Below are 21,202 nucleotides of genomic sequence, written 5' to 3'. Positions count from 1 at the left end.
ACCGGCAGACGCAGAATCGCACGCGATCCGCGGGCAGCGTGCGATTCTGCGTCTGCTCGCGCCAAGGTCGGCGTTACACAGCGGCCAGCGCGCGCTGGTCCTCGTCGGCGAAGTCGTCCTCCAACTGCACCGGCGAGTAGTCCAGGTCGATCTCGCCGACCGGGCGACCGCGGGCACTGCTGATGGTGCCGAACCGGCGCATGCCCTTGTCGGTGGAGTACTGCAGCATGTCGGCCGGCGACAGGTCGAAGGGCGGCTCGTCGCCATAGAGGGCGAAACCGTCCTCAGTCAGCTGCAGCGCGAGCGGGATGAGCTCGTTCATCCGGTCTTCGAACACCGTCCAGTTGGTGTCGTCGGCGGCAACGTGGCGCCGGCAGGTGAACGTGCCCCAGGCCATGTGGCGCCGTTCGTCGTCACCGATGCGTCGCACCAGCTCCTGCATGCCGGGCAGGATGCCGCGCTCAACGCAGATCTTGTTCCAGGCGTAGTAGCCGGTGAGCGCCAACATGCCTTCCACGATGTGGTTGTAGGTGACCGAGGCCCGAACCTGGGCGGCCGGTGACGGGTCGTCGGTCAGGGCATTGAGGCAATCGGGCAGCACGTCGTAGAAGATCTGCCGGTAGGTCGGCAGGTCGTCGAGGTAGCCGTGCAGGTCTCCGGTCATGCCGACGGCGTCCAGCCACATCCGGAACACCTGGACATGCTTGGCTTCTTCGAACGCGAACTGGGTCAGGTACATCTCGTCGCCGAGCCGGCCCTCGGCGCGCATGGCCGCCATGAACGGCTGGATGTCCTCGGTGACCGCCTCCTCGCCGGCGATGAACTGGGCACACAGCCGGGTGGCGTAATCGCGCTCGCGGTCGGACAGCTTCTCCCAGTCCTCCCGGTCGCGGGAGAAGTCGATGTCGGCCGGGTTCCAGAACTTGGCGTTGCCGCCCGCGAACAGCTTCAGCGGCAGGCTCTCCCAGTTGAGCCCCCCGGCCACCATGGAGCCTGATCGGGTTCGTGTCATGTGATCCCTACCTTTCTTGGGCGATCTTCGGCGGCCGCACAGGGCTGTCGGCCGACCGGCGGGGTGAGAAGGCATCGGAAAGGACGGCAACCAGCCTGCGCACCGCCAGCGCCGGCTGCTCGGGAGTGGGCTCGTCCAGACCCAGGATCGGGTCCAGACCGCGCATGTACGGCGCCAGCGCCAGGTGCGGGAAGATCATCAACAGCAGCGACAACAGCGCGTCCGTGTCCGAGTCCGCCCGCAGGTCACCGCGGCGCTGCGCCTCGGTCACCAACGGCCGCAGCACCTCCAGGTAGTGCCGGTGGATGACGTTCCGGACGCTGATCCGGGCGTCGGTGTCCACTTCCAGCGTGGCCGCCGCATGCAGCGCGCGCTCCCGGGGATGCTCGGCGTAATAGGCCACCCACGCGTCGAGCAGATCGGTGAGGAAGTCGAAGAACGGCCGGCTGGGATCCAGCTCGGCGATGATGCCCTCGACGTAACCACGGACCCGCTGGCTGGCCACGTCGGCGATGAATGCATACAGGTCGCGCTTGTCCGCGAAGTATTGAAAAAGGCTGCCTTTGGCCACGCCGGCCCGTCGGGCGATGACGTTGAGGCTGCCGTTGGAGAAGCCGTGCGCGCCGAACTCCGCCTCCGCGGCTTCGATGACCGCGGCTCTGCGAGCTGGGTCGACACGGGCCCAGGTAACCGTCGGCATGAGGCCCCCTCCCAACAGAATGACCACTGGTCATACTACTGTGAGGGACCTCACAGTCAAGGATTCATGGATTCATTTCGTACGCGCCGTTGAGCGGCAGCACGTAGTCCTTCCACACCTTGTCGTAGGTCGCCGGGTCGTTGGCCGGGCGCCGGATCATCCGCAGCGCGAACCGGGCCTGCTCGTCGGTGGTCGCGGCCTTGTCGTTGAGTTCGACTGCGTAACTGTTGAAGTCGCGGACCAGCAGGCCGAAGATCTCGTCGATCAGCGCCTCGTCCACACCCGACAGCGGTGCCTCCTCGAGAATCAGCTGCGCGTAGGGCACCAACGCGAAGATCTGGCCCACGCCGAAGGCGAAGTCGACGTCCTTCTGCTGAGCGGCGTCCGGAGTGGCGGCGGCCAGCATCTCGGCGAGGACGTCGATCTGCCCGCGCAGCAGTGCCACGTTGGGCAGGTGCGCGTAGCTGTCGAATGAAGCCCGCCAGTCGTGGAAGCGGACCTTGCCCAGGCCGCCGGTGGGTCCCTGATTGAACAGGAACGTGTCGTCGGCAGCGTCGTCGCGGCGACCGATCAGCGGCAGGGTCGTGTCCGGGGCGAACAGGAAGTTGGGCATGAATTTCGCCAGCAGGCCGATGTTGATGTGCACGGTGCCCTCCAATCGGGGCAGCAACCCGATCTCGCGGGCCACCGTCTCGAAGAAGGTGTCCTTCTCCACGCCCTTCGCCGCGATGACATCCCACAGCGCGATGATGACGCGCTCGCCCTCGCTGGTGACCTTGGCCTTGGTGAGCGGGCTGTACAGCAGGTAGCGACGGTCGTCGGCGGACGCGCTGCGCATGTAGTCGCTGGCCCGGCCGGCCACCAACCGCATCGCCACCAACCGGACGTAGGCGTCGGTGAGCAACCGGCGCACGTGGCTGAAGTCGGTGACGACGGTGCCGTACAGATGCCGGTTGGCGGCGTGCGTGATCGATTCGTAGAAGGCGTGGGTGCACATGCCGATGGCACCCCAGCCCAGGTTGTACTTGCAGACGTTGACCGTGTTGAGCGCGGCGTGGAACGCCCCCATGCCGCGGTGCAACAGGTCGGCTTCGGTGACCGGGTATTCGCGCAGTGCGTAATTCGCCACGTAGTTCTGCGAATTCACCACGTTCTTCTTCAGCTCGTACCGGTCGTGCTGGGAGTCGGCGGCGAAGAAGACGTACTCGTCGGGGTTGCCGGACGAACCTGAGATCTTGCCGAAGGTCGACACCATCCGCGCCACGTTGGCGTTGCCGATGTAGTACTTCTCGCCGCTGGCGGTCCAGCCGTGTTCGGACGGGGTGAGGATCATGTCGGTCTGGTAGACGTCGGCACCGTGGGTTTGCTCGGACAGGCCGAACGCGAACACCTCGCCCTGCTCCAGCTGAGCCGCGGCCTTGCGCTTGGCGTCCTCGTTCTCGCTCATCCAGATCGGACCCAGCCCCAGGGCCGTCACCTGGAACGGGTACCAGTAGCTCAGGCCGTAAAAGCCGATGATTTCAGCGAATTCGCTGATCCGGTAGGTGTCCCAACGAGCGGCCGCGGCTGGATCGGAGGCGCCGTACTCGGCGGGGGTCAGCAACGACGCGAAGATCCGGTTCTGCCCGATGAAGTTGAGAAAGTCGGAGTACCAGAGGCGTTCGTGGTCGTCGTGCTTGAGCTTGGCCTTGCCCCGGCTTTCGAAGAAGTCCACCGTCGCCCGCATGATCTCGCCCGAACGGCTGTCCGGATATTTGCGTTGCAGGTTGTTGGGATTGAGCAGCATGAGAGTGGCTCCCGGGCGGTCTGGCAGGAGGTGGGCAGGACGGGTTGACCGTACTGCAATACCGGAAGAGCCGGAATAAAACGACCCTGTTGGTACGCCGCTGCGGCCACCTAGCATCAAGGGCGTGTCAGAACTCAATACAGCACGCGGACCCATCGATACCGCGGACCTCGGCGTCACGCTCATGCACGAACACGTCTTCATCATGACCACCGAGATCGCGCTGAACTATCCGGATGCCTGGGGGGATGAAGAGCAACGGGTGGCCGACGCGATCACCCGACTCAACGAACTGAAGTCGCGCGGCGTGGACACCATCATCGACCTCACCGTGATCGGCTTGGGCCGCTACATCCCGCGCATCGCCCGGGTGGCCGCCGAAACAGAGCTGAATATCGTTGTGGCAACCGGGCTTTACACCTACAACGACATCCCGTTCCGATTCCACTACGAAGGCCCGGGCGGGTTGTTGGGCGGCCCGGAGATCATGACCGACATGTTCGTCCGCGACATCGAAGAGGGCATTGCCGACACCGGCATCAAGGCCGGCATCCTCAAGTGCGCCACCGACGAGCCCGGCATCACGCCCGGCGTCGAACGCGTGCTGCGCGCCGTCGCCCAGGCGCACAAGCGCACCGGGGTGCCGATCTCCACCCACACCCACGCCGGGTTGCGGCGCGGCCTCGAGCAGCAGCGCATCTTCGAAGAGGAGGGCGTGGACCTCACCCGGGTCATCATCGGACACTCCGGCGACAGCACCGACGTGGGTTACCTCGAGGAACTGATCGCCGCCGGTTCCTACCTCGGGATGGACCGGTTCGGACTCGACGTCATCTCACCCTTCGAACAGCGCGTCGACATCGTGGCGCAGATGTGCGAGCGCGGGCACGCCGACAAGATGGTGCTCTCGCACGACGCCAACTGCTACTTCGACGCGCTACCCGAGGAACTGGTGCCGCAGATGGCGCCGAATTGGCATTATCTGCACATCCACAACGACGTGCTGCCGGCGCTCAAGGAGCGCGGTGTCACCGACGAGCAGATCCACACCATGCTCGTCGAGAACCCGCGCAAAATCTTCGATCGGCAGGGCGCCTATCAGTGACGGTAGCGCCGATCGGAACCCAGATCTCGCAGCTGGCCCAGCTCGCCCCGGACGAGCCCGCGGTCACCTGCGCCGGGCACACCCTGACCCGCGCCGAGCTGGACGCCTCGACCAACCGGCTGGCGCGCGCCTACGCCGACCGGGGTGTCACGCAAGGCAGCTACGTGAGCATCGTGCTGCCGAACTGCGTCGAATGGGTGCAGGCGACGGTAGCGTGCTGGAAGTTAGGCGCTATTCCGCAACCGCTGTCCCCGCGGATGCCGGATGCGGAGTTTGCCGGCCTGCTCGAGCTCAAACCCCGCTCCCTATTGATCGGGCGGGCCGACCCTAACGGTGAGATTCCCAGTGTGCCAACGGGTTTCGTTGACAATTCCCAGTCGGACGAGCCACTGCCGGAGGCGGTGTCACCGGCCTGGAAATCGCTGGCCTCCGGCGGCAGCACCGGACGCCCCAAGCTGATCGAGGCCGGCGGCGACAGCCGGGTGCCGGCCGCGATCGGCTACCCGCTGGGCGCGCAGGAAGGCGACACCACGCTGGTGCCGGTGCCGCTGAGCCACAACACCGGGTTCACCACCGCGACGATCGCGCTGCTGATGCGTCACCACCTGGTGCTGCTGCCCCGGTTCGATCCGCACGAGTTCCTCCGGCTGATCGCCGAGCACCGGGTCACCTTTCTGACCACCGTCCCGACGATCATGCAGCGGGTGCTGCCGGTGTACAACGCCGACCCGGGTTCCTATGACCTGTCCTCGATCCGGCGGTTCTGGCACGTCGGTGCGCCCTGCCCGCCGGCCGTCAAAGAGGCCTGGATCAAGTTGCTCGGACCCGAGGCGCTGTGGGAACTGTACGGCGGCACCGAACTGCAGGCGCTGACCTTCATCAACGGCGAGCAGTGGCTGGCCCACCCGGGCTCGGTGGGCCAGGTGGTCGCTGGGGAGATGAAGGTGCTCGACGACGACGGCAACCCGTGCCCGCCGGGCGTGGTCGGCGAGATCTACATGCGTCCCAGCCCGGGCAGCGCACCGACCTACCGGTACGTCGGCGTCAAGGCCAAGAGCCGGGACGGTTGGGACTCGCTGGGTGACCTCGGTTATTTCGACGCCGACGGCTTCCTGTACCTGTCCGACCGGCGGGTCGACATGTTCACCGTCGGCGGCCGCAACGTCTACCCCGCCGAGATCGAGAACGCACTGTCCGCGCACCCGGACGTGTTGTCCTGCTTGGTGGTTGGCGTTCCGGACGAAGACCTGGGGCAGGTGCCGTACGCGTTGGTGCACACCGTCGCCGAATCGGAGCTGGACGCCGCCGCGGTGCAACGGTTCGTCGGGGAGCATCTGGCCGCCTACAAGGTGCCCCGCACCGTGGAATTCGTCGACACGCCGTTGCGCGACGACGCCGGAAAGGCGCGCCGATCGGCTGTACGTGATGAGGTGGTAGCACGACTACACTCTGGCCAACCCCGGGAGGATCGGCCGTGAACCAGCCCCAGTTGGACGCCCAGTATTCGGCCCTCAGTGATGTGGGGTGTCAGCGAAACGAAAACCAGGACCGCTGGGGCGTGGACGCCGACCAGTGGCTGTTCATGGTGGCCGACGGGGTGGGCGGCAGCCGCGACGGGGCACTGGCCGCCCAGACCATGGTCGACGTGTTGCCGCGCTACGTCGCTCATCACCTGCCGATGGATCAGCGCGACCAGCCGGATGCCGCCGAGCGGCTGGGCCGCGCGGTCTCCGAGCTCTCCGACGACCTGCACGCCAAGGCGCAGGACGATGCCCGCTACGCCGGCGCCAACAGCACCCTGGTGACCGCGCTGATGGCCGGCTCGCGACTCTTGGTCGCCCACCTGGGCGACAGCCGTGCCTATCTGCGCCGCGACCAGCAGCTGCAGCGGCTGACCCGCGACCACACCCTGGTGCAGGCGCTGGTGGACGCCCACCAAGTCGACCCCGAAGACACCGGCCAGCACCGGGCCCGCAGCGTGGTGACGAAGTACATGGGCATGAAGCCGCCCGCCCGGGCGGATGCCAGCACGCTGGATCTGCGTGCCGGGGACCGGATTCTGCTGTGCAGCGACGGTCTGCACGGCGTCGTGAAAGAGCCTGGGCTGGCGCAAATTCTGGATGCGAACGCCGATCCCGGCTATGCCTGCGCGGCGCTGATCGCGGCGGCCCGGGAGGCCGGCGGACCCGACAACATCACCGCGCTGGTGATCAATATCGCGCACGGCTAGGGACACGGCCAGGAGCGCCTGGGCCGCGCTCAAGGCGCGATCGCGTCGGCCTCGGCATCGGTGGTCTCGGCCCGCTTCTCGCGTTTTTCCCAGCGGCGCAACGCTTCCCGGCACGGCGACTCGACCAGGGCATAGCTCACGGCCGCGATCGCGAACCCGAACAGCAGCGTCAGCGCCAGCACTGTGGGCATGTGCCCGTTGAAGGCGAAGGCGCCGATCACCGGGAACACCATGTCCAGGGCGGCCAGGTGCCAGATGAACAAGCCGTAAGACCAGCGGCCCAGGGTCACCATCAGCGGGCTGCCCAGCAGCCGATGTCGGGTGTCGAGCCGATCCAGCACCAACGGCGCCACCAACGCGAACGCCACCACCGAGCCCATCGCGGTCTTCACCGAGAACTCCGCGGGCGTACTGGGCACCAATCCGGCCGGGCCGGCCAGCGGCGAGGCGGCCACCAGATAGGCCGCCACCGCGACGACCGCCATCACGATCCTGCGCCGCGCCAGCCGGTGTACCCAGCCGAACCGGCCGTGCACCAACTCGGCGAGCACCATCCCGGCGGCGAACCAGGAGAAGAACGCCGGCGGCCAGTTCACCGGGTTGGCGCCCGGACCGCCGCCCAGCACCGCCAGCGGCAGCCACCCCCACGCCCAGCTGAGCGCGCCGAGCGCGGCGATGACGCCGATGCGCACACCGACCGGCAGCCGGCGGGCCAGGAAGGCCATGATCGGCAGGGCCAGGTAGAAGCTGACCTCGACAGACAGGCTCCACATCTGGGTCAGCCCGCCGGTCAGCGTCAGCGGGACGTAGATCTGGGTGAGGGTCAGATTCGCCAGCCACACGGTCAGGTTGGCGTGGTTGGCGTCGGGCAGCAGGGTCAGGATCACCACCACCGCGACCAGGTAGGCCGGCATGATTCGGACCACCCGCGACCGGAGGTAGTGACCGGTGCGTGGCCGCGGCGCGAGATCGCGGGCCGCCGCGGCGTGCCCGCGCCACAACAGGAACCCCGACAGCGCGAAGAACACCGCGACGGCCAGGTCGAATCGGCCGAACAACCGGCCGTCCACACCGCTGGAGTGTCCGGTCTGGAAGGCGACGTGGGTGACGACGACGCCCATGGCCGCGCACGCGCGCATACCCTCGACCGCGGGCAGGAAGTTGCGGGTGCCACCCACCTGCCGCTCGTCGCTCATGGGTGACAGTTTGCCCGTGCTCGTTGGGTGATCGAACGGGTACACCGCACTACTCGGCGCGCACGGGCGGGTCCTTACATTCTGCTGTTAGGGTCAAACGGGTTTGCCTCGCTGCTTGGTCAGGTCATAGCGGGTCATCCGTTCTTGGAGACCAGAAGGAGGTCACAGCAACGTGAACCGAGCAGTCATGTTGCGCATCGCCGCATGCGGGACAATCGGACTCGGAGCCGCACTGCTGATCGCCGCGCTGCTGTTGTCGACCTACACCAGCAGCCGCATCACCAAGATCCCCCTGAACATCGATGCGACGCTGATCAGCGAAGGCAACGGAACCGCCCTGGACGCGGCGTCGCTGTCCGGTGACCACGTGGTGGTCAACCAGAACGTGCCGCTGGTGTCGCAGCAGCAAATCAGCGTCGAAGCGCCGGCCAACGCCGAGGTGGTGACCCTTCAGGTCGGCAGCTCGGTCCGGCGCAGCGACAAGCAGAAGGACAGCGGCCTGCTGTTGGCCATCGTCGACACCGTCACCCTCAACCGCAGGACGGCAATGGCGGTCTCGGACGAAACCCACCCCGGCGGGTCGGTACAGAAACCGCGCGGGATCGGTGACGAGAACCCGCCGACCGCGATTCCGCTGCGCCACGAGGGCCTGGCCTACCGCTTCCCGTTCAACACCGAACGCAAGACGTACCCCTATTTCGACCCGATCGCGCAGAAACCGTTCGACGCGAACTATGAGGGCGAAGAGGACGTCAACGGTCTGACCACCTACCGGTTCACCCAGACCGTGGGCGTCAACAGCGAGGGCAAGCTGGTGGCCCCGATCGCCTACCCGTCGCTGTATGCCGGTGAAGAAGACCGCAAGATCACCACCAGCGCGGGAATGTGGGGGATCCCCGGCGACCCGGCCGAGCAGATCACCATGACCCGCTACTACACCGCGAAGCGCACCTTCTGGGTGGACCCGGTGTCCGGAACCATCGTCAAGGAAACCGATCAGGCCCACCACTACTACGCCCGCGACGCGCTCAAACCCGAGGTGACGCTGGCCGACTACAAGCTCACCTCCACCCAGGAGACGGTCGAGTCGCAGGTGAATTCCGCGCGCGACGAGCGGGACCGGCTGGCGCTGTGGTCGCGGGTCCTGCCGATCACCTTCACCGTCACCGGTTTGATCGCCCTGGTCGGTGGCGCCGTGCTGGCATCGTTCAGCCTGCGGACCGAAAGCGCGCTGACCGACCCCAGCCTGGACCGCGACGACACCGACTTCCTGCGCCGCAGCGGGCTGGAGCCACCGGTACCGGGCGCCGAAGCCGAGACCGAGAAATTACCCACCCAGCGCCCGGAGCTGGCGGAGGAACCGCCTCCGCCCAGCGCCTCCCCGGACCCACCACCGTCCAGTGCCGCCGCGGAGCCGCCGCCACGGGATCCGCCGACTGAGGCCGGCCCGACGGAGCCGGGCCCCACCCCGCCGGGTTCGCCGGGACCGTCCAGCCCTGGCCCGACCGAACGGACGTAACTGGGTGTGGGCCAGGGTGGCCCGGCCGGGTTACGCCCTGGCACTGGCGCTGATCGTTCTCGCGCCGCTGCTGAGCCCCGGGTATCTGCTGCTGCGCGACGCGGTGTCGACGCCGCGGTCGTATCTGACCGATGCCGCGCTGGGTTTGTCCGCGGCGCCGCGCGCGACGCCGCAGGATTTCGCGGTGGCGCTGGTGTCCCGGGTTGTCGACGGCGGGATCGTGGTCAAGACGCTGCTGCTGCTCGGGTTGTGGCTGGCCGGCTGGGGAGCGGGGCGCCTGGTCGCCGCGGCGCCCCCCCCCGCCGGGCCCGGTGGCGAGTTGGTGGCGATGACGCTGGCGATCTGGAATCCCTATGTCGCTGAGCGGCTGCTGCAGGGCCATTGGAGCTTGCTGGTCGGCTATGGGTGCCTGCCTTGGGTGGCGACGACGGTGCTCGGGCTGCGGTCGGGTGGGTCGGGTTTCTTCACGCTGGCGTTCTGGGTCGCCGTGGCCGGGCTGACCCCGACGGGTTTGCTGCTCGCCGCGACGGTGGGGCTGGCGTGCGTGGCCGTGCCGGGCCGGGGTCGGGCGCGCTGGGTGTGTGCGGGTGCGGTGTCGGGCTTTGCGCTGCTGGGTGCGTTGCCCTGGTTGACGGCATCGGTGCTGGGCTCGTCGCTGACGACGCACAACCCCGCGAACGCGCTCGGGGTGAACGCGTTCGCGCCGCGCGCCGAACCTGGCCTGGGCACCCTCGGCAGCCTGGCCGGCCTGGGCGGCATCTGGAACGCCGAGGCCGTACCCGATTCGCGGACAACACTTTTCGCGGTGCTGTCGACGGTGGTGCTGCTGGGCGTGGTTGCCATCGGGCTGCCGGACACGGCGCGCCGGCCCGCGGCCCGGCCGCTGCTCGTGCTGGCCGTGCCGGCGGTGGTGGGGCCGGCGCTGCTGGCAACCGGGTCGGGGTTGCAGCTGTTGCGGTCGGTCATCGACGCGGTGCCGGGGTTCGGCGTGTTGCGCGACGGCCAGAAGTGGGTGGCGCTGGCCATGCCGGGATACGCGCTGGCCGGCGCGGCTGCGGTCGTGGTGTTGCGGCCCCGGCTTCGGCCTGCCGCGGCGGTGTGCTGCGCGGCGCTGATTCTGGTGTTGCCCGACCTGGCCTGGGGCGTCTGGGGGAAGGTGGAGGCGGTGCGCTATCCCCCGGGTTGGGCGGCGGTCGCGGCGGCGATCAACCGGGAGCCCGGCACGGTGGCGGTCTTGCCGGCCGGGAGCATGCGTCGCTTCGACTGGGCGGGGCGGGCGCCGGTCCTGGACCCCCTGCCCCGCTGGGTCCGGGCGGAGGTACTGACGTCCGGCGATCTGGTGATATCCGGGGTCACCGTGCCCGGCGAGGGGGCGCACGCCCGCGCCGTCTCGGAGCTACTGCTGTCCGGGCCGCAGCCGTCGGCGTTGGCCCGGGCCGGGGTGATGTGGCTGGTGGTGGAATCGGACAGCGCCGGCGACGTGGGCGCCGCTGCGCGTACCGTTCGGGGGCTGCCGCCGGTCTACCGCGACGGCGAACTGGCCTTGTACCGGATCGGCGGCGACACCGCCCGCGCTTCCTCGACGGATGTCACCGTGACGATCGTCGCGCACTTGGCGTGGCTGGGGTTGCTGCTGGTCGGCGGCACGGGTGCGGCAGTGCGCTCGGTGCGCTCGGTGCGCTAGCGCAACGCGTCGATGAGCTCGCCGACGGTGTGACCGGACTCCAGCGGGTGCCGCAACCTGCCGTCGGGGTTGAGCGTGTAGACGTTGCGCCGGCCCGCCTTGGACTTGATCAGGTATCCCTCGTCGGTGAGGTCGGACAGGATGGCCTGCACCGACCGCTCGGTGATGCCCACTCGCAGCGACAACTCGCGCGCGGTCAGCGGCTCACTCAGGGATACGCACAGCAGGACGTGGCCGTGATTTGTCAGGAACGTCCACCCGCGCTCGGAGTCGGGCCGCTCGTCCTGATTCACCGCCTTGCTAGCCATCACATTTGTGATGCTACTACTGCTTCTTTCGCGTAAACCGTTTCGCAAATTCTCGTGCGTTTTGCGTCGTGCATGTGTCCCTCGAGTCTGGCCAAACTCATACGAAGATTTATTGATGAAGAATATTTCGCTATATAAACTTCGTATCAGCGCCCGGTCCAACGCTGAGAGGGATTGTCCTGATGAGTCCGACGAACGACTCGGCTCGCCACTCGGCGGGCCATGACAACCTTTCCTCCCGTCGCGCTGTGCTGCTCTACAGTGCCTCACTGGCCTTTGTGGCCGGCTTCGTCAACGCTGTCGCCCTGCTGATCCTCGCCGTCCCGGTCGGCAACCTCACCGGGATCACCACGCAGCTTGGCATGAACACCGCCAACCCTTGGTTGTACGAAGGTCACGTTCTCGCAGCGATTCTGCTCGGCTTCGGCGGCGGCGCGGCCGCGGCGGGAGTGATCATGGGCGGTTACCGACACCCGACACGCGCGCACCACGCCACCGTGCTGACCCTGGAGGCGGTGCTGCTGCTGGCCGCGGTCGTGGCGGCGGAGACACCACTCAAGGGTCTGATCGGGGTCGAGCAATCCGTCGTCCAGGCATTGCTGGCCGCCGCGGCACTCGGCCTGCAGAACGGACTCACGTCGAGCTTCCGCGGGATGCCGATCCGCACCACCCACTTCACCGGCACGGTCACCGACCTCGGCCTCATGCTCGGCCGTAGCCGCCAGGACGGGATCGACAAGTGGAAGGCGGCGATCCTGACGACGACGCTGCTGCTTTTCCTGGGCGGCGCAACCGTCGGCCTGTTGGTCGGGTCGGGTCTGGACGGCTACGCGCTGCTGGTGCCGGCGGCGATCTGCCTGAGCATCGCGGCCGCCTATGTGGTGCGCAGCCGCACCCTGAGCAGTGTCGCGGTGGCGTCCCCGGTGGAGCAGTTGGCGCCGGAACTGGCCCCGGCGACGGCCTAGCTACTCGGCTTCACTCAGACCAGGCCGCTGACGCGCCCGCCCGCCTGCACCGTGCGCAGGACGGTGTGCAGCGCCTCCGCGCTCTGCCGCCAGGAGAACTCCACGCTGCGGGCCTGGGCCTTGGCGCCGAGCTGATCGCGCAGCACCGGATCCGACAGCAGCTCTTCCAGCCGGTCCACCAGTTCGGCGGGATGGTCGACCAATACGCCGGTCACGCCGTCGATGATCGAGTCGGACAGGCCGCCCGACGAGCGGTAGCCGATGGTGGGGACGCTGTGCTGGCCCGCCTCGACCACGGCCAGGCCCCATCCCTCCTTGCGTGAGGGCAGCAGGTGCACCCACGAGCGTTGCAGCAGTTGATGTTTGGTGTCGTCGTCGACGTGGCCGTGGAAGGTCACGGCATCGGAGATGCCGAGCCGGTGTACGTGCTCGACGAGCCGCTGGTGCCACCATCCGCCGCCGACGACGTCCAGCTGCAGCTCCGGGAAGTCGGGGCGCAGTCGGGCGACCGCGTCCAGGGCGTCCTCGATCTGCTTGTGCGGGACCAACCGGGACAGCACCACCAGGCGCGGCTCGGCGGTCCGCGGGCCGGACAACGTCTGGGGCGGCGCCTCGTCGAGTCCGTTGCGCACCACGGCGATGCGTCCGTCGTCCACACCCAGGGCCACCAGATCCCGCGCCGATGGCAGCGACACCGTCACATACTGGTTGCGCCGGTGCAGCCGCGGCGAGAGTTTCGACTCGACGAACCAACCAACCCGCGACAGCACCGGCCCGGCCACCGGCCACTGCTCCCGGTGACAGTGGTGCACCAGCACCACCGCGCGTCGGCCGTAGACCAGCCGGGCCAGGAACGGAAGACCGTTCTGGGTGTCGACGACGACGTCGGGCCGCACCTGGCGCAGCGATCCCAAGCCGAGGCGGGCCAGCGCCATCGAGAGCATCGCCCAGATGTAGACGGTGTAGCGCCCGCCCGCGCGGCTGATGCGCACACCGTCGACGACCTCACGCCTGGCGGCACCCGGGTAGCGCGCCGTGCGCAGGGTGACGTCGACGCCGTCGGCGGCCAACTGGGCGCCGATGCGCTGCAGATAGGTCTCGCTGCCACCGCCCTGCGGGTGCCCGGTATCGCGCCAGCACAGCAGCAGTACGGAGCGCAGGTCAGACATTGTTCGCTAGCCTAGCCGCCGTCGCGCCCGCGGCCGGTCGCAGCCGCAGAATCGGCGCCCGTATGGTGACCGCGTGGGCGTGACCGGCATCTTCGCGCGGCGCGCGACGCTGCGACGCTCGGTCCGCCTGCTGTCGGAGTTCCGGTTCGAGCAAACCGACCCGGCGCGGTTCTACGGCGCCCTGGCTGTCGACACGGCAGGCATGGTCGAAGATCTCTGGCGGGCCGCAACCGGTGCCGACCTGAGCGGGCGCACGCTGCTCGACGTCGGCGGGGGGCCTGGCTATTTCGCGGCCGCGTTCGACGCCGCGGGCGCGCGCTACGTCGGCGTCGAACCCGACCCGTCCGAGAGCCACGCCGCCGAGCCGGTGGTGGCGCGGCACTCCGGCGCGGTCGTCCGGGCCTCGGGCATGGCGCTGCCGTTCGCTGACGACTCGGTGGACATCTGCCTGTCGTCCAACGTCGCCGAACACGTCCCGCGGCCCTGGCAACTGGGCAACGAGATGCTGCGGGTGACCCGGCCGGGCGGGCTGGTCGTGTTGTCCTACACCGTCTGGCTGGGACCGTTCGGTGGCCATGAGATGGGACTGACGCACTACCTCGGCGGCACCCGGGCGGCGGCGATGTACGCCCGCCGACACGGCCATCCGGCCAAGAACGACTACGGGTCGTCGTTGTTCGCCGTGTCCGCCGCCGCGGGCCTGGAGTGGGCCGCCAGCACCGGCGCCGCGGTGGCGACTTTCCCTCGCTACCACCCACGATGGGCCTGGTGGCTGACCTCGGTGCCGGTGCTGCGGGAGTTCGCCGTGAGCAATCTGGTGCTGGTCCTGTCGCCGCAATAATGGAACAGGTTCTAATCTCGCGCCGGCTTCGGTAGGGTGGCGCGTATCACTGCCGGCGGCGTTCGACGAGGACGCGGCGTGAAGCAACGAGGAGGAACGGCGGAATGACCCAGACCGTGAGCCAGGCGACCGAATACGACAAGCTCTTCATCGGCGGCAAGTGGACCCAGCCATCGACCGACCAGGTCATCGAGGTGCACTGCCCGGCGACCGGCGAGTACGTCGGCAAGGTCCCGCTGGCGGCGGCGGCCGACGTGGACGCCGCGGTCGCCGCGGCCCGCGCCGCATTCGACAGCGGCCCGTGGCCCACCACCCCGCCCAAGGAGCGCGCGGCCGTCATAGCCAAGGCGTTGCAGTTGCTCGAGGAGCGCAAGGAGCTGTTCGCCAAGCTGCTCGCCGACGAGACCGGCCAGCCGCCGATGACCATCGAGACCATGCACTGGATGGGGACGATGGGGGCGCTGAACTTCTTCGCCGGACCGGCCGTAGACCAGGTCAAGTGGCGCGAGGTGCGCACCGGCTCCTATGGCCAGACCATCGTGCACCGCGAGCCGATCGGTGTGGTGGCCGCCATCGTGGCGTGGAACGTGCCGCTGTTCCTGGCGGTCAACAAGCTGGGACCGGCGTTGCTGGCGGGCTGCACCGTGGTGCTCAAGCCGGCGGGCGAAACCCCGCTGACCGCAAACGCTTTGGCGGAGGTGTTCGCCGACGCCGGGCTCCCCGAAGGGGTTCTGTCGGTGGTGCCCGGCGGCATCGAGACCGGCCAGGCGCTGACCGCCAACCCCGATGTCGACCTGTTCACCTTCACCGGCAGCTCGGCTGTCGGCAAGGAGATCGGCCGTCGTGCCGCTGACCTGCTCAAGCCGTGCACGCTGGAACTCGGCGGGAAGTCGGCGGCCATCGTGCTCGACGACGTAGACCTGGCCTCGGCCGTCCCGATGATGGTGTTCTCCGGGATCATGAACACCGGCCAGGCGTGCGTCGGCCAGACCCGGATCCTGGCGCCCCGGTCGCGGTATGACGAGATTGTGGACGCGGTAAGCGCTTTCGTGCAGGCGCTGCCGGTCGGTCCGCCGTCGGACCCGAACGCTCAGATCGGTTCGCTGATCTCGGAGAAGCAGCGTGCCCGCGTCGAGGGCTACATCGCCAAGGGCATCGAGGAGGGCGCGCGGCTGGTGTGCGGCGGCGGCCGACCCGAAGGTCTGGACAACGGGTTCTTCGTGCAGCCCACGGTGTTCGCCGACGTCGACAACAAGATGACGATCGCCCAGGAGGAGATCTTCGGGCCGGTGCTGGCGATCATTCCCTACGACACCGTCGAGGACGCCATCAAGATCGCCAACGACTCGGTGTACGGGCTCGCCGGCAGCGTGTGGACCTCCGATGTGCCGAAGGGCATTGAGATCTCGGAGAAGATCCGCACCGGGACCTACGCGATCAACTGGTATGCGTTCGACCCGTGCTGTCCGTTCGGGGGGTACAAGAACTCCGGCATCGGGCGGGAGAACGGGCCCGAGGGCGTGGAGCACTTCACCCAGCAGAAGAGCGTGCTGATGCCGATGGGTTACACCGTCGAGTAGCGTCACCGAGTTCTGGCGAGCAGACGCTAAAGCCCCCGCACGCTCGGCGTGTCGGGGGCTTTAGCGTCTGGTCGCGGGGGGTCAGCGACCCTCGAAGCGGGCCGCACGGCGCTCGATGAACGACTGCACGCCCTCAGCGGCGTCCGCGCTGGCGAACAGTTCCTTGACGACGGGAGCGAGCCGTTGCGCCGCGGCCGCCTGACCCTGCTCGCGGGCCAGATGCGCCGACGCCAGCGTCGCCCGCACACCGAGCGGGGCGGCGCGCTCGGCGATGGTCTGCGCGATCTGCCGCGCACTGGCCAACGCCGCCGCGGCATCGTCGGCGACCTCCTGGACCAGGCCGATCCGGTACGCCTCGGCCGCGTCGAACTCGTCGCCGGTGAGCAACCATCGCATCGCGTTGCCCCAGCCCGCTTCCCGTGGCAGCCGAATCGTCGCACCGCCGAACGGATAGATGCCGCGTAGCACTTCCATCTGGGTGAAGCGGGTACCCGACGCGGCGATCCGGATGTCGGCGGCCAACAGCAGTTCGATGCCCAGGGTCATGCACCAGCCGTGCGCGACCGCGACCAGGGGCGTGGTCCAGGTGCCTTCCAGGCGGAAGGGATCACGACCGTCTTCGGGCATCAAGTCTTCCCCGCCGGCGACGGCGGGCCCCACATCGACCAGGTCCAGTCCGGCGGTGAAGTGCTCCCCATGGGCGAACAGCACGCCGGCGCGCAGTTCGGGGTCGGATTCCAGCAGGGCGTAGGCGCGGGACAGATCCGCGATCATCGCGCGGTTGAACGAGTTGCGCTTCTCGGGGCGATTCAAGCCGATGAGCAGGACGTGCCCGTCCCGCTCGACGGACACGGTGCTTGTCATTGCCACAGTGAACCGCAGAACGCGGAATTATGCAATAGAGCATAATCTGTCGTAGCTCGATCCGGGCTTCAAACCTGGTCCCCACCGTGGTGTTCATCACGTTCACCGGGCCTTTTTTCTCAGCCAAAGATTAAAACTTGCTTACTTACACTAATGTTTAATATGCTAACTGGCATAGTCATGGGCTGGAGGCCACCGGCACGTGAGAGCACCACCCCCCGTGGGAGAACAACATGTGGATCATCGAGATCAACGTCGCCGGCTATCGATATACCCGCCAACTGCCCACCTACCGTCGCCGCCTCCGGTTCCACCGACGCCAGGTGGTCACCCCGACCCCGCAGCCGGGCCACGTGCCCGCTGCTTGATCAGCACAGGAGACCGACCATGCGAACGTCCACGGATCTCGTGCGGGACCCGTTCGTGACGACCGGTCGTGTCAGTACCCGCAAGAAGATGCTCGTCAGCGCGGCGCAGGTGATGCGCGAGCGCGGAGCGGCCGGCGTCACCATCGATGCCGTCCTGTCCCACAGCGGCGCCCCGCGCGGCTCGGTGTACTACCACTTCCCCGAGGGACGCAATCAGATCCTGACCGAGGCGTTGCGGTACGCCGGCGAATCCATCACTGCCACGATCGACGACGCGGTGGACCGCGGCGCCAAGGCGCTGATCCGTGAATTCGTCGAGTTCTGGGAGCGCCTGCTGTCCGACGGCGAATTCAACGCCGGATGCCCCGTGGTGGCCGCCGCGATCGGCTCGGCCGACGACGAGCTCGGGTTGTCCGCCGAGGCCGGGCTGATCCTGGGGCGCTGGTGCACCGCGATGGCCCGTGCGTTCGTCACCGAGGGATTCGATGAGGAAACGGCCTCGTCACTGGCGGTGACATCGATCTCCGCGCTGGAAGGTGCCATCGTGCTGTGCCGGTCCACGCGCAGCACCCGCCCGCTGCGCGAGGTCGGCGACCAACTCGAATTCCTGATCAAGGCAAGGGAATTTGTACGGCGCAACGGAATGGACCGCTAGCGCCGTTTGTGTCCGGCGGGCATTTGCTCAGCATTGCCGTTACGCTCTCCCTGAATCTTCAGTGCATCCGTACGGGAGGGCCGAAGTGTCTTTTCTTATCGCACAACCTGATTGGGTCGCGGCGGCCGCCACCAACCTGTCGAGTATCGGTTCGGCGATCAGCGAGGCGAACGCGGCGGCGACCGCTCCGACGTCGGCGCTGCTGGCGGCTGGGGCCGACGAGGTGTCCGAGGCGGTTGCAGCACTGTTCAGTGCGCACGCTCGGGCCTACCAGGCTCTCAGTTTGCAGGCGGCCGCGTTTCACAGCCAGTTCGTGCAGGCCGTCAACGCCGGCGCGGACGCGTACGCGGCCGCCGAGGCGGTCAATGCCGCCGCAGCGGCCAATCCCTGGCAGGCCGTGCAGCAACAAGTGCTCAATCTCGTGAACGCGCCGACGCTGGCTATCCTCGGCCGTCCCCTGTTCGGTAATGGCGCCGACGGGCGGCCGGGAACCGGTGAAAACGGCGGTGCCGGCGGCATTTTGTGGGGCAACGGCGGAAACGGCGGTTCGGGCCGGCCGTCGGTCGGCGGCCCGGCGGGACCGGGTGGCAACGGTGGGGCTGCGGGATTTATCGGTAACGGCGGGAACGGCGGCGCAGGCGGTACAGCGACCATCGGCGGCGCTTCGGCTGGGAACGGCGGGGCCGGCGGCACCGGCGGCTTGTTGTGGGGCAACGGTGGCGCGGGCGGTATCGGTGGACTGTACGCACCGGCCCTTGGTGCAGGGTCGGCCGGTGCCGGCGGCGCGGGGGGTAACGCGATCGGACTGTTCGGTAGCGGGGGCGCCGGCGGCGCGGGCGGAAACGTCGCCTTCGGCAACACCGTGGGCCTGGCCGGAGCGGGCGGACACGGCGGCGACGGCGGTCTCTTCAACGGGTTTGGCGGCGACGGCGGCCGGGGCGGTGACGGCGGCCGCGGCAACGTCGGCGGGAACGGCGGGTTGGGCGGGTTCCTGAGCGGCGACGGTGGCCACGGCGGCGACGGCACCGGCGGCCAGCCCGGCGGATCCGGCGGCAACGCCCGGCTGATGGGCAACGGCGGCGGCGGGGGCAACGGTGGGTCATCCGGGCCGACCTTCAGCATTGACGGTGGTAACGGCGGTGCCGGCGGTCAGGGCGGGATGCTGTTCGGCAACGGCGGTCAGGGCGGTCTCGGTGGGCAATCCGCAGCCAACACGGGCGGCACCGGTGGGGCAGGCGGCAGCGCTGTTGGGCTGTTCGGCACCGGCGGCGACGGGGGTGGCGGTGGCGCCAGTGGCCTGGTCGCCGGGAACGGCGGCTCGGGCGGCAACGCCGGCATCATCGGCAACGCCGGCAACGGCGGCAGCGCCGGAACCGGAATCGCAGCCGGGAACGGCGGATTCGGCGGCAATGCCCAGCTGATCGGCAACGGCGGCCGGGGCGGTGACGCCTTCGTGGGTACCGCCGGCAAGGGCGGCAAGGGCGGCCTGCTGCTCGGCATCGACGGCGACACCGGCTACCGGCCGTAGCTGGGTTTAGCCCGGCTCAGTCGCTCGCCGGGAGCGGCTTGACTTCCTTCAGGGTCAGCTTGGTCTGGCCAACGCTCAGGCTGCCCGCGCCGGGCTTGGTGACGAGCAGTTCGGCGCCGGCTTCGTCGACGTAGCGCTTGCCCATCACGCTGCCGTCGGCGAATTCGGGGTCGAGCTCACCGGATCGCGGTGCGCCCATCTCCACCATCGGCGAACCGCCGCAACGCAAGTCGTCAAGGCTGTCGGCACTTCTGACGACGATGACCTGGGTGTCACAGACCTGGCTGGCCAGGCGGGTTCCGTTCTTGATCATGTTTGTGCCCCTGCTAGGTTTTCGATGATCTCCCGGCGAAGTACCTTGCCGGTGGCGGTCGTTGGCAGCTCGTCGCGAAACACTACTCGGTCCGGCGTGCGCGACCCCCGCAAACTCGCTCGCACGTACTCTCGCAGCTCTTCCGGATCGGGGTCGACGCCGCTGCGGGGGACGACGACGGCGACGATCGCCTGGCCCCACTGCGGATCCTCGACCCCGACCACCGCGACGTCATGCACGTGCGGATGCTCGATCAGCACCTCCTCCAGTTCGGCGGGCGCTATGTTCTCCCCGCCACGGATGATGGTGTCGTCGCTGCGGCCACCGATAAACAGGTAGCCGTCCTCGTCCAGCATTGCGATGTCTTTGGTTGGGAACCAACCGTTTTCGTCGAGCACGGAGCCGATCCCCGTGTACCGCCCGGAGACCTGCTCGCCGCGCACGAACAGCTCGCCGGTCTCCCCCGGGCCGAGCACGGTGCCGTCCTCGGCGCGGATTTCCAGCTCGATGCCGGGCACCGGCCGTCCTACCGAACCCAGCCGCCGGGCGGCGGCGGCGTCCGTGGCCGATTGCGCCTCGCGGTGGTCCTCGGGTGTCAGCACCGCGATCGTCGAGCTGGTTTCGGTAAGGCCGTAGGCGTTGACGAAGCCGACGTCCGGCAACAGCTCGAGGGCCCGGCGCACCAGCGGCAGCCCCACTTTCGAGCCGCCGTAAGCAAGGTTGCGCAGCGCGGCCGGCCGGTGATCCCCCGACTCCAACACCGCAACGATGCGGTCCAGCATGGTCGGCACCACGGTCGCCGTCGTCACCCGCTCGTCGTTGGCCAACCGCACCCATTCCTGGGCGTCAAAGTTGGTCAGATAGACCATTTTTCGGCCGGCGTACAGGTTGGACAACGCCGCACCCACGCCGGCGATGTGGTAAGGCGGCACGCAGATCAGCGCCGCGTCCTCCGGCGCTGCCGAATCGAATTCGACTGTTCCCATGACATAGCTGGTGAGGTTGTTGTGCGTGAGCTCGACGGCCTTGGGCTGCGACGTGGTGCCCGAGGTGAAGAGCACGATCGCGACGGAGTCCGGGTCGGGGAACTCGGCTGTGGGTTCGGCGGTGCGGGCGGCCTCGACGAAGTCGTCGGAGGTGACCAACCGCTTCGAAACGTCCCCGAGCGTGTCGCGGTAGCGCTCGTCGACGATCACCAACGGGTCGGGCAACCGGTCGATCAGGGCCTGGATGCCGTCGGCGGAGAGCCGGTAGTTGATCGGCGTGAAGGCCAGCCCGGCGCGTGCGCTGGCGAAGATCAGCAGCGGCAGCATCGCGCCGCCGACCCCGACGTACACCACGTGCCCGGCACCGGAGGCGGCGATCACGCCGGCGCCGCC

At 68.4% G+C, this 21,202-nt stretch carries 20 protein-coding genes; 11 read left to right on the top strand and 9 right to left on the bottom strand.

Going from position 1 to position 21,202, the window contains the following annotated elements; all coding sequences use genetic code 11:
• Positions 1 to 73: 73 nt before the first annotated feature.
• The 3 genes from A9X01_RS01665 to A9X01_RS01655 all read right to left on the bottom strand — a co-directional run bounded on the left by A9X01_RS01665 (position 74) and on the right by A9X01_RS01655 (position 3,498).
• Positions 74 to 1,012 carry a R2-like ligand-binding oxidase gene (locus tag A9X01_RS01665; RefSeq protein ID WP_036351463.1) on the bottom strand — a complete coding sequence of 313 codons (939 nt, stop codon included), beginning with the start codon at positions 1,010 to 1,012 and terminating at the stop codon, positions 74 to 76.
• A gap of 7 nt (positions 1,013 to 1,019) precedes the next feature.
• Positions 1,020 to 1,712: a TetR/AcrR family transcriptional regulator gene (locus tag A9X01_RS01660; protein WP_065119002.1), complete on the bottom strand. Its 693-nt coding sequence runs from the start codon at positions 1,710 to 1,712 to the stop codon at positions 1,020 to 1,022.
• A gap of 64 nt (positions 1,713 to 1,776) precedes the next feature.
• Positions 1,777 to 3,498 carry an acyl-CoA dehydrogenase family protein gene (locus A9X01_RS01655; protein WP_065119001.1) on the bottom strand — a complete coding sequence of 574 codons (1,722 nt, stop codon included), beginning with the start codon at positions 3,496 to 3,498 and terminating at the stop codon, positions 1,777 to 1,779.
• Positions 3,499 to 3,622: 124 nt separating this feature from the next.
• Here A9X01_RS01655 and A9X01_RS01650 point away from each other — a divergent pair, with 124 nt between their 5' ends.
• The 3 genes from A9X01_RS01650 to A9X01_RS01640 are packed head-to-tail and all read left to right on the top strand — an operon-like array spanning position 3,623 to position 6,833.
• Positions 3,623 to 4,603, top strand: coding sequence for a phosphotriesterase family protein (locus A9X01_RS01650; RefSeq protein WP_065119000.1), 981 nt, complete (start codon positions 3,623 to 3,625; stop codon positions 4,601 to 4,603).
• Positions 4,600 to 6,081: an AMP-binding protein gene (locus A9X01_RS01645; RefSeq protein WP_065118999.1), complete on the top strand. Its 1,482-nt coding sequence runs from the start codon at positions 4,600 to 4,602 to the stop codon at positions 6,079 to 6,081. Before A9X01_RS01650 ends, A9X01_RS01645 begins: the two co-directional genes overlap by 4 nt.
• Complete coding sequence (locus tag A9X01_RS01640) at positions 6,078 to 6,833, top strand: PP2C family protein-serine/threonine phosphatase (RefSeq protein WP_065118998.1); 756 nt, start codon at positions 6,078 to 6,080, stop codon at positions 6,831 to 6,833. The genes A9X01_RS01645 and A9X01_RS01640 overlap by 4 nt, the downstream gene beginning before the upstream one ends.
• Before the next feature lie 29 nt (positions 6,834 to 6,862).
• Here the strand turns inward: A9X01_RS01640 and A9X01_RS01635 are convergent, their stop codons facing one another.
• The gene (locus A9X01_RS01635) at positions 6,863 to 8,029 is read right to left on the bottom strand and encodes an acyltransferase family protein (RefSeq protein WP_065118997.1); all 1,167 of its coding nucleotides are present in this window, start codon (positions 8,027 to 8,029) and stop codon (positions 6,863 to 6,865) included.
• 172 nt (positions 8,030 to 8,201) lie between these two features.
• Between A9X01_RS01635 and pgfA the strand changes: the two genes are divergently transcribed.
• Positions 8,202 to 9,548: a cell envelope lipid trafficking protein PgfA gene (gene pgfA, locus A9X01_RS01630; RefSeq protein ID WP_172832427.1), complete on the top strand. Its 1,347-nt coding sequence runs from the start codon at positions 8,202 to 8,204 to the stop codon at positions 9,546 to 9,548.
• A gap of 4 nt (positions 9,549 to 9,552) precedes the next feature.
• Entirely contained in the window at positions 9,553 to 11,232 is a 1,680-nt protein-coding gene (locus A9X01_RS01625) for an MmpA family trehalose lipid delivery protein (protein ID WP_253848869.1), read from the top strand.
• On the opposite strand, the gene A9X01_RS01620 is transcribed toward A9X01_RS01625, so the two are convergent.
• Positions 11,229 to 11,540 (bottom strand): helix-turn-helix transcriptional regulator, encoded by a 312-nt coding sequence (locus A9X01_RS01620; protein ID WP_065118994.1) that lies wholly within the window; start codon positions 11,538 to 11,540, stop codon positions 11,229 to 11,231. The genes A9X01_RS01625 and A9X01_RS01620 overlap by 4 nt on opposite strands.
• A 182-nt stretch (positions 11,541 to 11,722) precedes the next feature.
• Between A9X01_RS01620 and A9X01_RS01615 the strand changes: the two genes are divergently transcribed.
• On the top strand, positions 11,723 to 12,505 hold the full coding sequence (locus tag A9X01_RS01615) for a YoaK family protein (protein ID WP_065118993.1): 783 nt from the start codon (positions 11,723 to 11,725) through the stop codon (positions 12,503 to 12,505).
• A gap of 14 nt (positions 12,506 to 12,519) precedes the next feature.
• Here the strand turns inward: A9X01_RS01615 and A9X01_RS01610 are convergent, their stop codons facing one another.
• The gene (locus A9X01_RS01610) at positions 12,520 to 13,674 is read right to left on the bottom strand and encodes a glycosyltransferase family 4 protein (RefSeq protein WP_065118992.1); all 1,155 of its coding nucleotides are present in this window, start codon (positions 13,672 to 13,674) and stop codon (positions 12,520 to 12,522) included.
• Positions 13,675 to 13,747: 73 nt separating this feature from the next.
• On the opposite strand from A9X01_RS01610, the gene A9X01_RS01605 reads away from it, so the two are divergent.
• Both A9X01_RS01605 and A9X01_RS01600 read left to right on the top strand, forming a co-directional pair.
• Positions 13,748 to 14,515, top strand: coding sequence for a class I SAM-dependent methyltransferase (locus tag A9X01_RS01605; protein WP_065118991.1), 768 nt, complete (start codon positions 13,748 to 13,750; stop codon positions 14,513 to 14,515).
• 104 nt (positions 14,516 to 14,619) lie between these two features.
• Positions 14,620 to 16,095, top strand: a complete 1,476-nt coding sequence (locus tag A9X01_RS01600) for an aldehyde dehydrogenase (RefSeq protein WP_065118990.1) — start codon at positions 14,620 to 14,622, stop codon at positions 16,093 to 16,095.
• 81 nt (positions 16,096 to 16,176) lie between these two features.
• Here A9X01_RS01600 and A9X01_RS01595 read toward each other — a convergent pair whose 3' ends face one another.
• Positions 16,177 to 16,959: a crotonase/enoyl-CoA hydratase family protein gene (locus A9X01_RS01595; protein WP_065118989.1), complete on the bottom strand. Its 783-nt coding sequence runs from the start codon at positions 16,957 to 16,959 to the stop codon at positions 16,177 to 16,179.
• Positions 16,960 to 17,192: 233 nt separating this feature from the next.
• On the opposite strand from A9X01_RS01595, the gene A9X01_RS31750 reads away from it, so the two are divergent.
• From A9X01_RS31750 to A9X01_RS01585, 3 genes are all read left to right on the top strand, one after another.
• Positions 17,193 to 17,327, top strand: coding sequence for a hypothetical protein (locus tag A9X01_RS31750; protein ID WP_301336917.1), 135 nt, complete (start codon positions 17,193 to 17,195; stop codon positions 17,325 to 17,327).
• A 19-nt stretch (positions 17,328 to 17,346) separates the two neighbouring features.
• Positions 17,347 to 17,982, top strand: a complete 636-nt coding sequence (locus A9X01_RS01590; protein WP_253848867.1) for a TetR/AcrR family transcriptional regulator — start codon at positions 17,347 to 17,349, stop codon at positions 17,980 to 17,982.
• 85 nt (positions 17,983 to 18,067) lie between these two features.
• Complete coding sequence (locus tag A9X01_RS01585; RefSeq protein WP_065119003.1) at positions 18,068 to 19,510, top strand: PE family protein; 1,443 nt, start codon at positions 18,068 to 18,070, stop codon at positions 19,508 to 19,510.
• 16 nt (positions 19,511 to 19,526) lie between these two features.
• Here A9X01_RS01585 and A9X01_RS01580 read toward each other — a convergent pair whose 3' ends face one another.
• Together A9X01_RS01580 and A9X01_RS01575 are read right to left on the bottom strand one after the other, a co-directional pair.
• On the bottom strand, positions 19,527 to 19,823 hold the full coding sequence (locus A9X01_RS01580) for a hypothetical protein (RefSeq protein WP_065118988.1): 297 nt from the start codon (positions 19,821 to 19,823) through the stop codon (positions 19,527 to 19,529).
• Positions 19,820 to 21,202: class I adenylate-forming enzyme family protein (locus tag A9X01_RS01575; protein WP_065118987.1), on the bottom strand; the 1,383-nt coding region annotated here is incomplete at its 5' end. The genes A9X01_RS01575 and A9X01_RS01580, both read right to left, overlap by 4 nt.

This window comes from Mycobacterium asiaticum (assembly GCF_001668675.1).
GTDB lineage: Bacteria > Actinomycetota > Actinomycetes > Mycobacteriales > Mycobacteriaceae > Mycobacterium > Mycobacterium asiaticum_D.
Note: the sequence above shows the minus strand (reverse complement) of the source record. Positions and strands in the feature narration are given on the sequence as shown.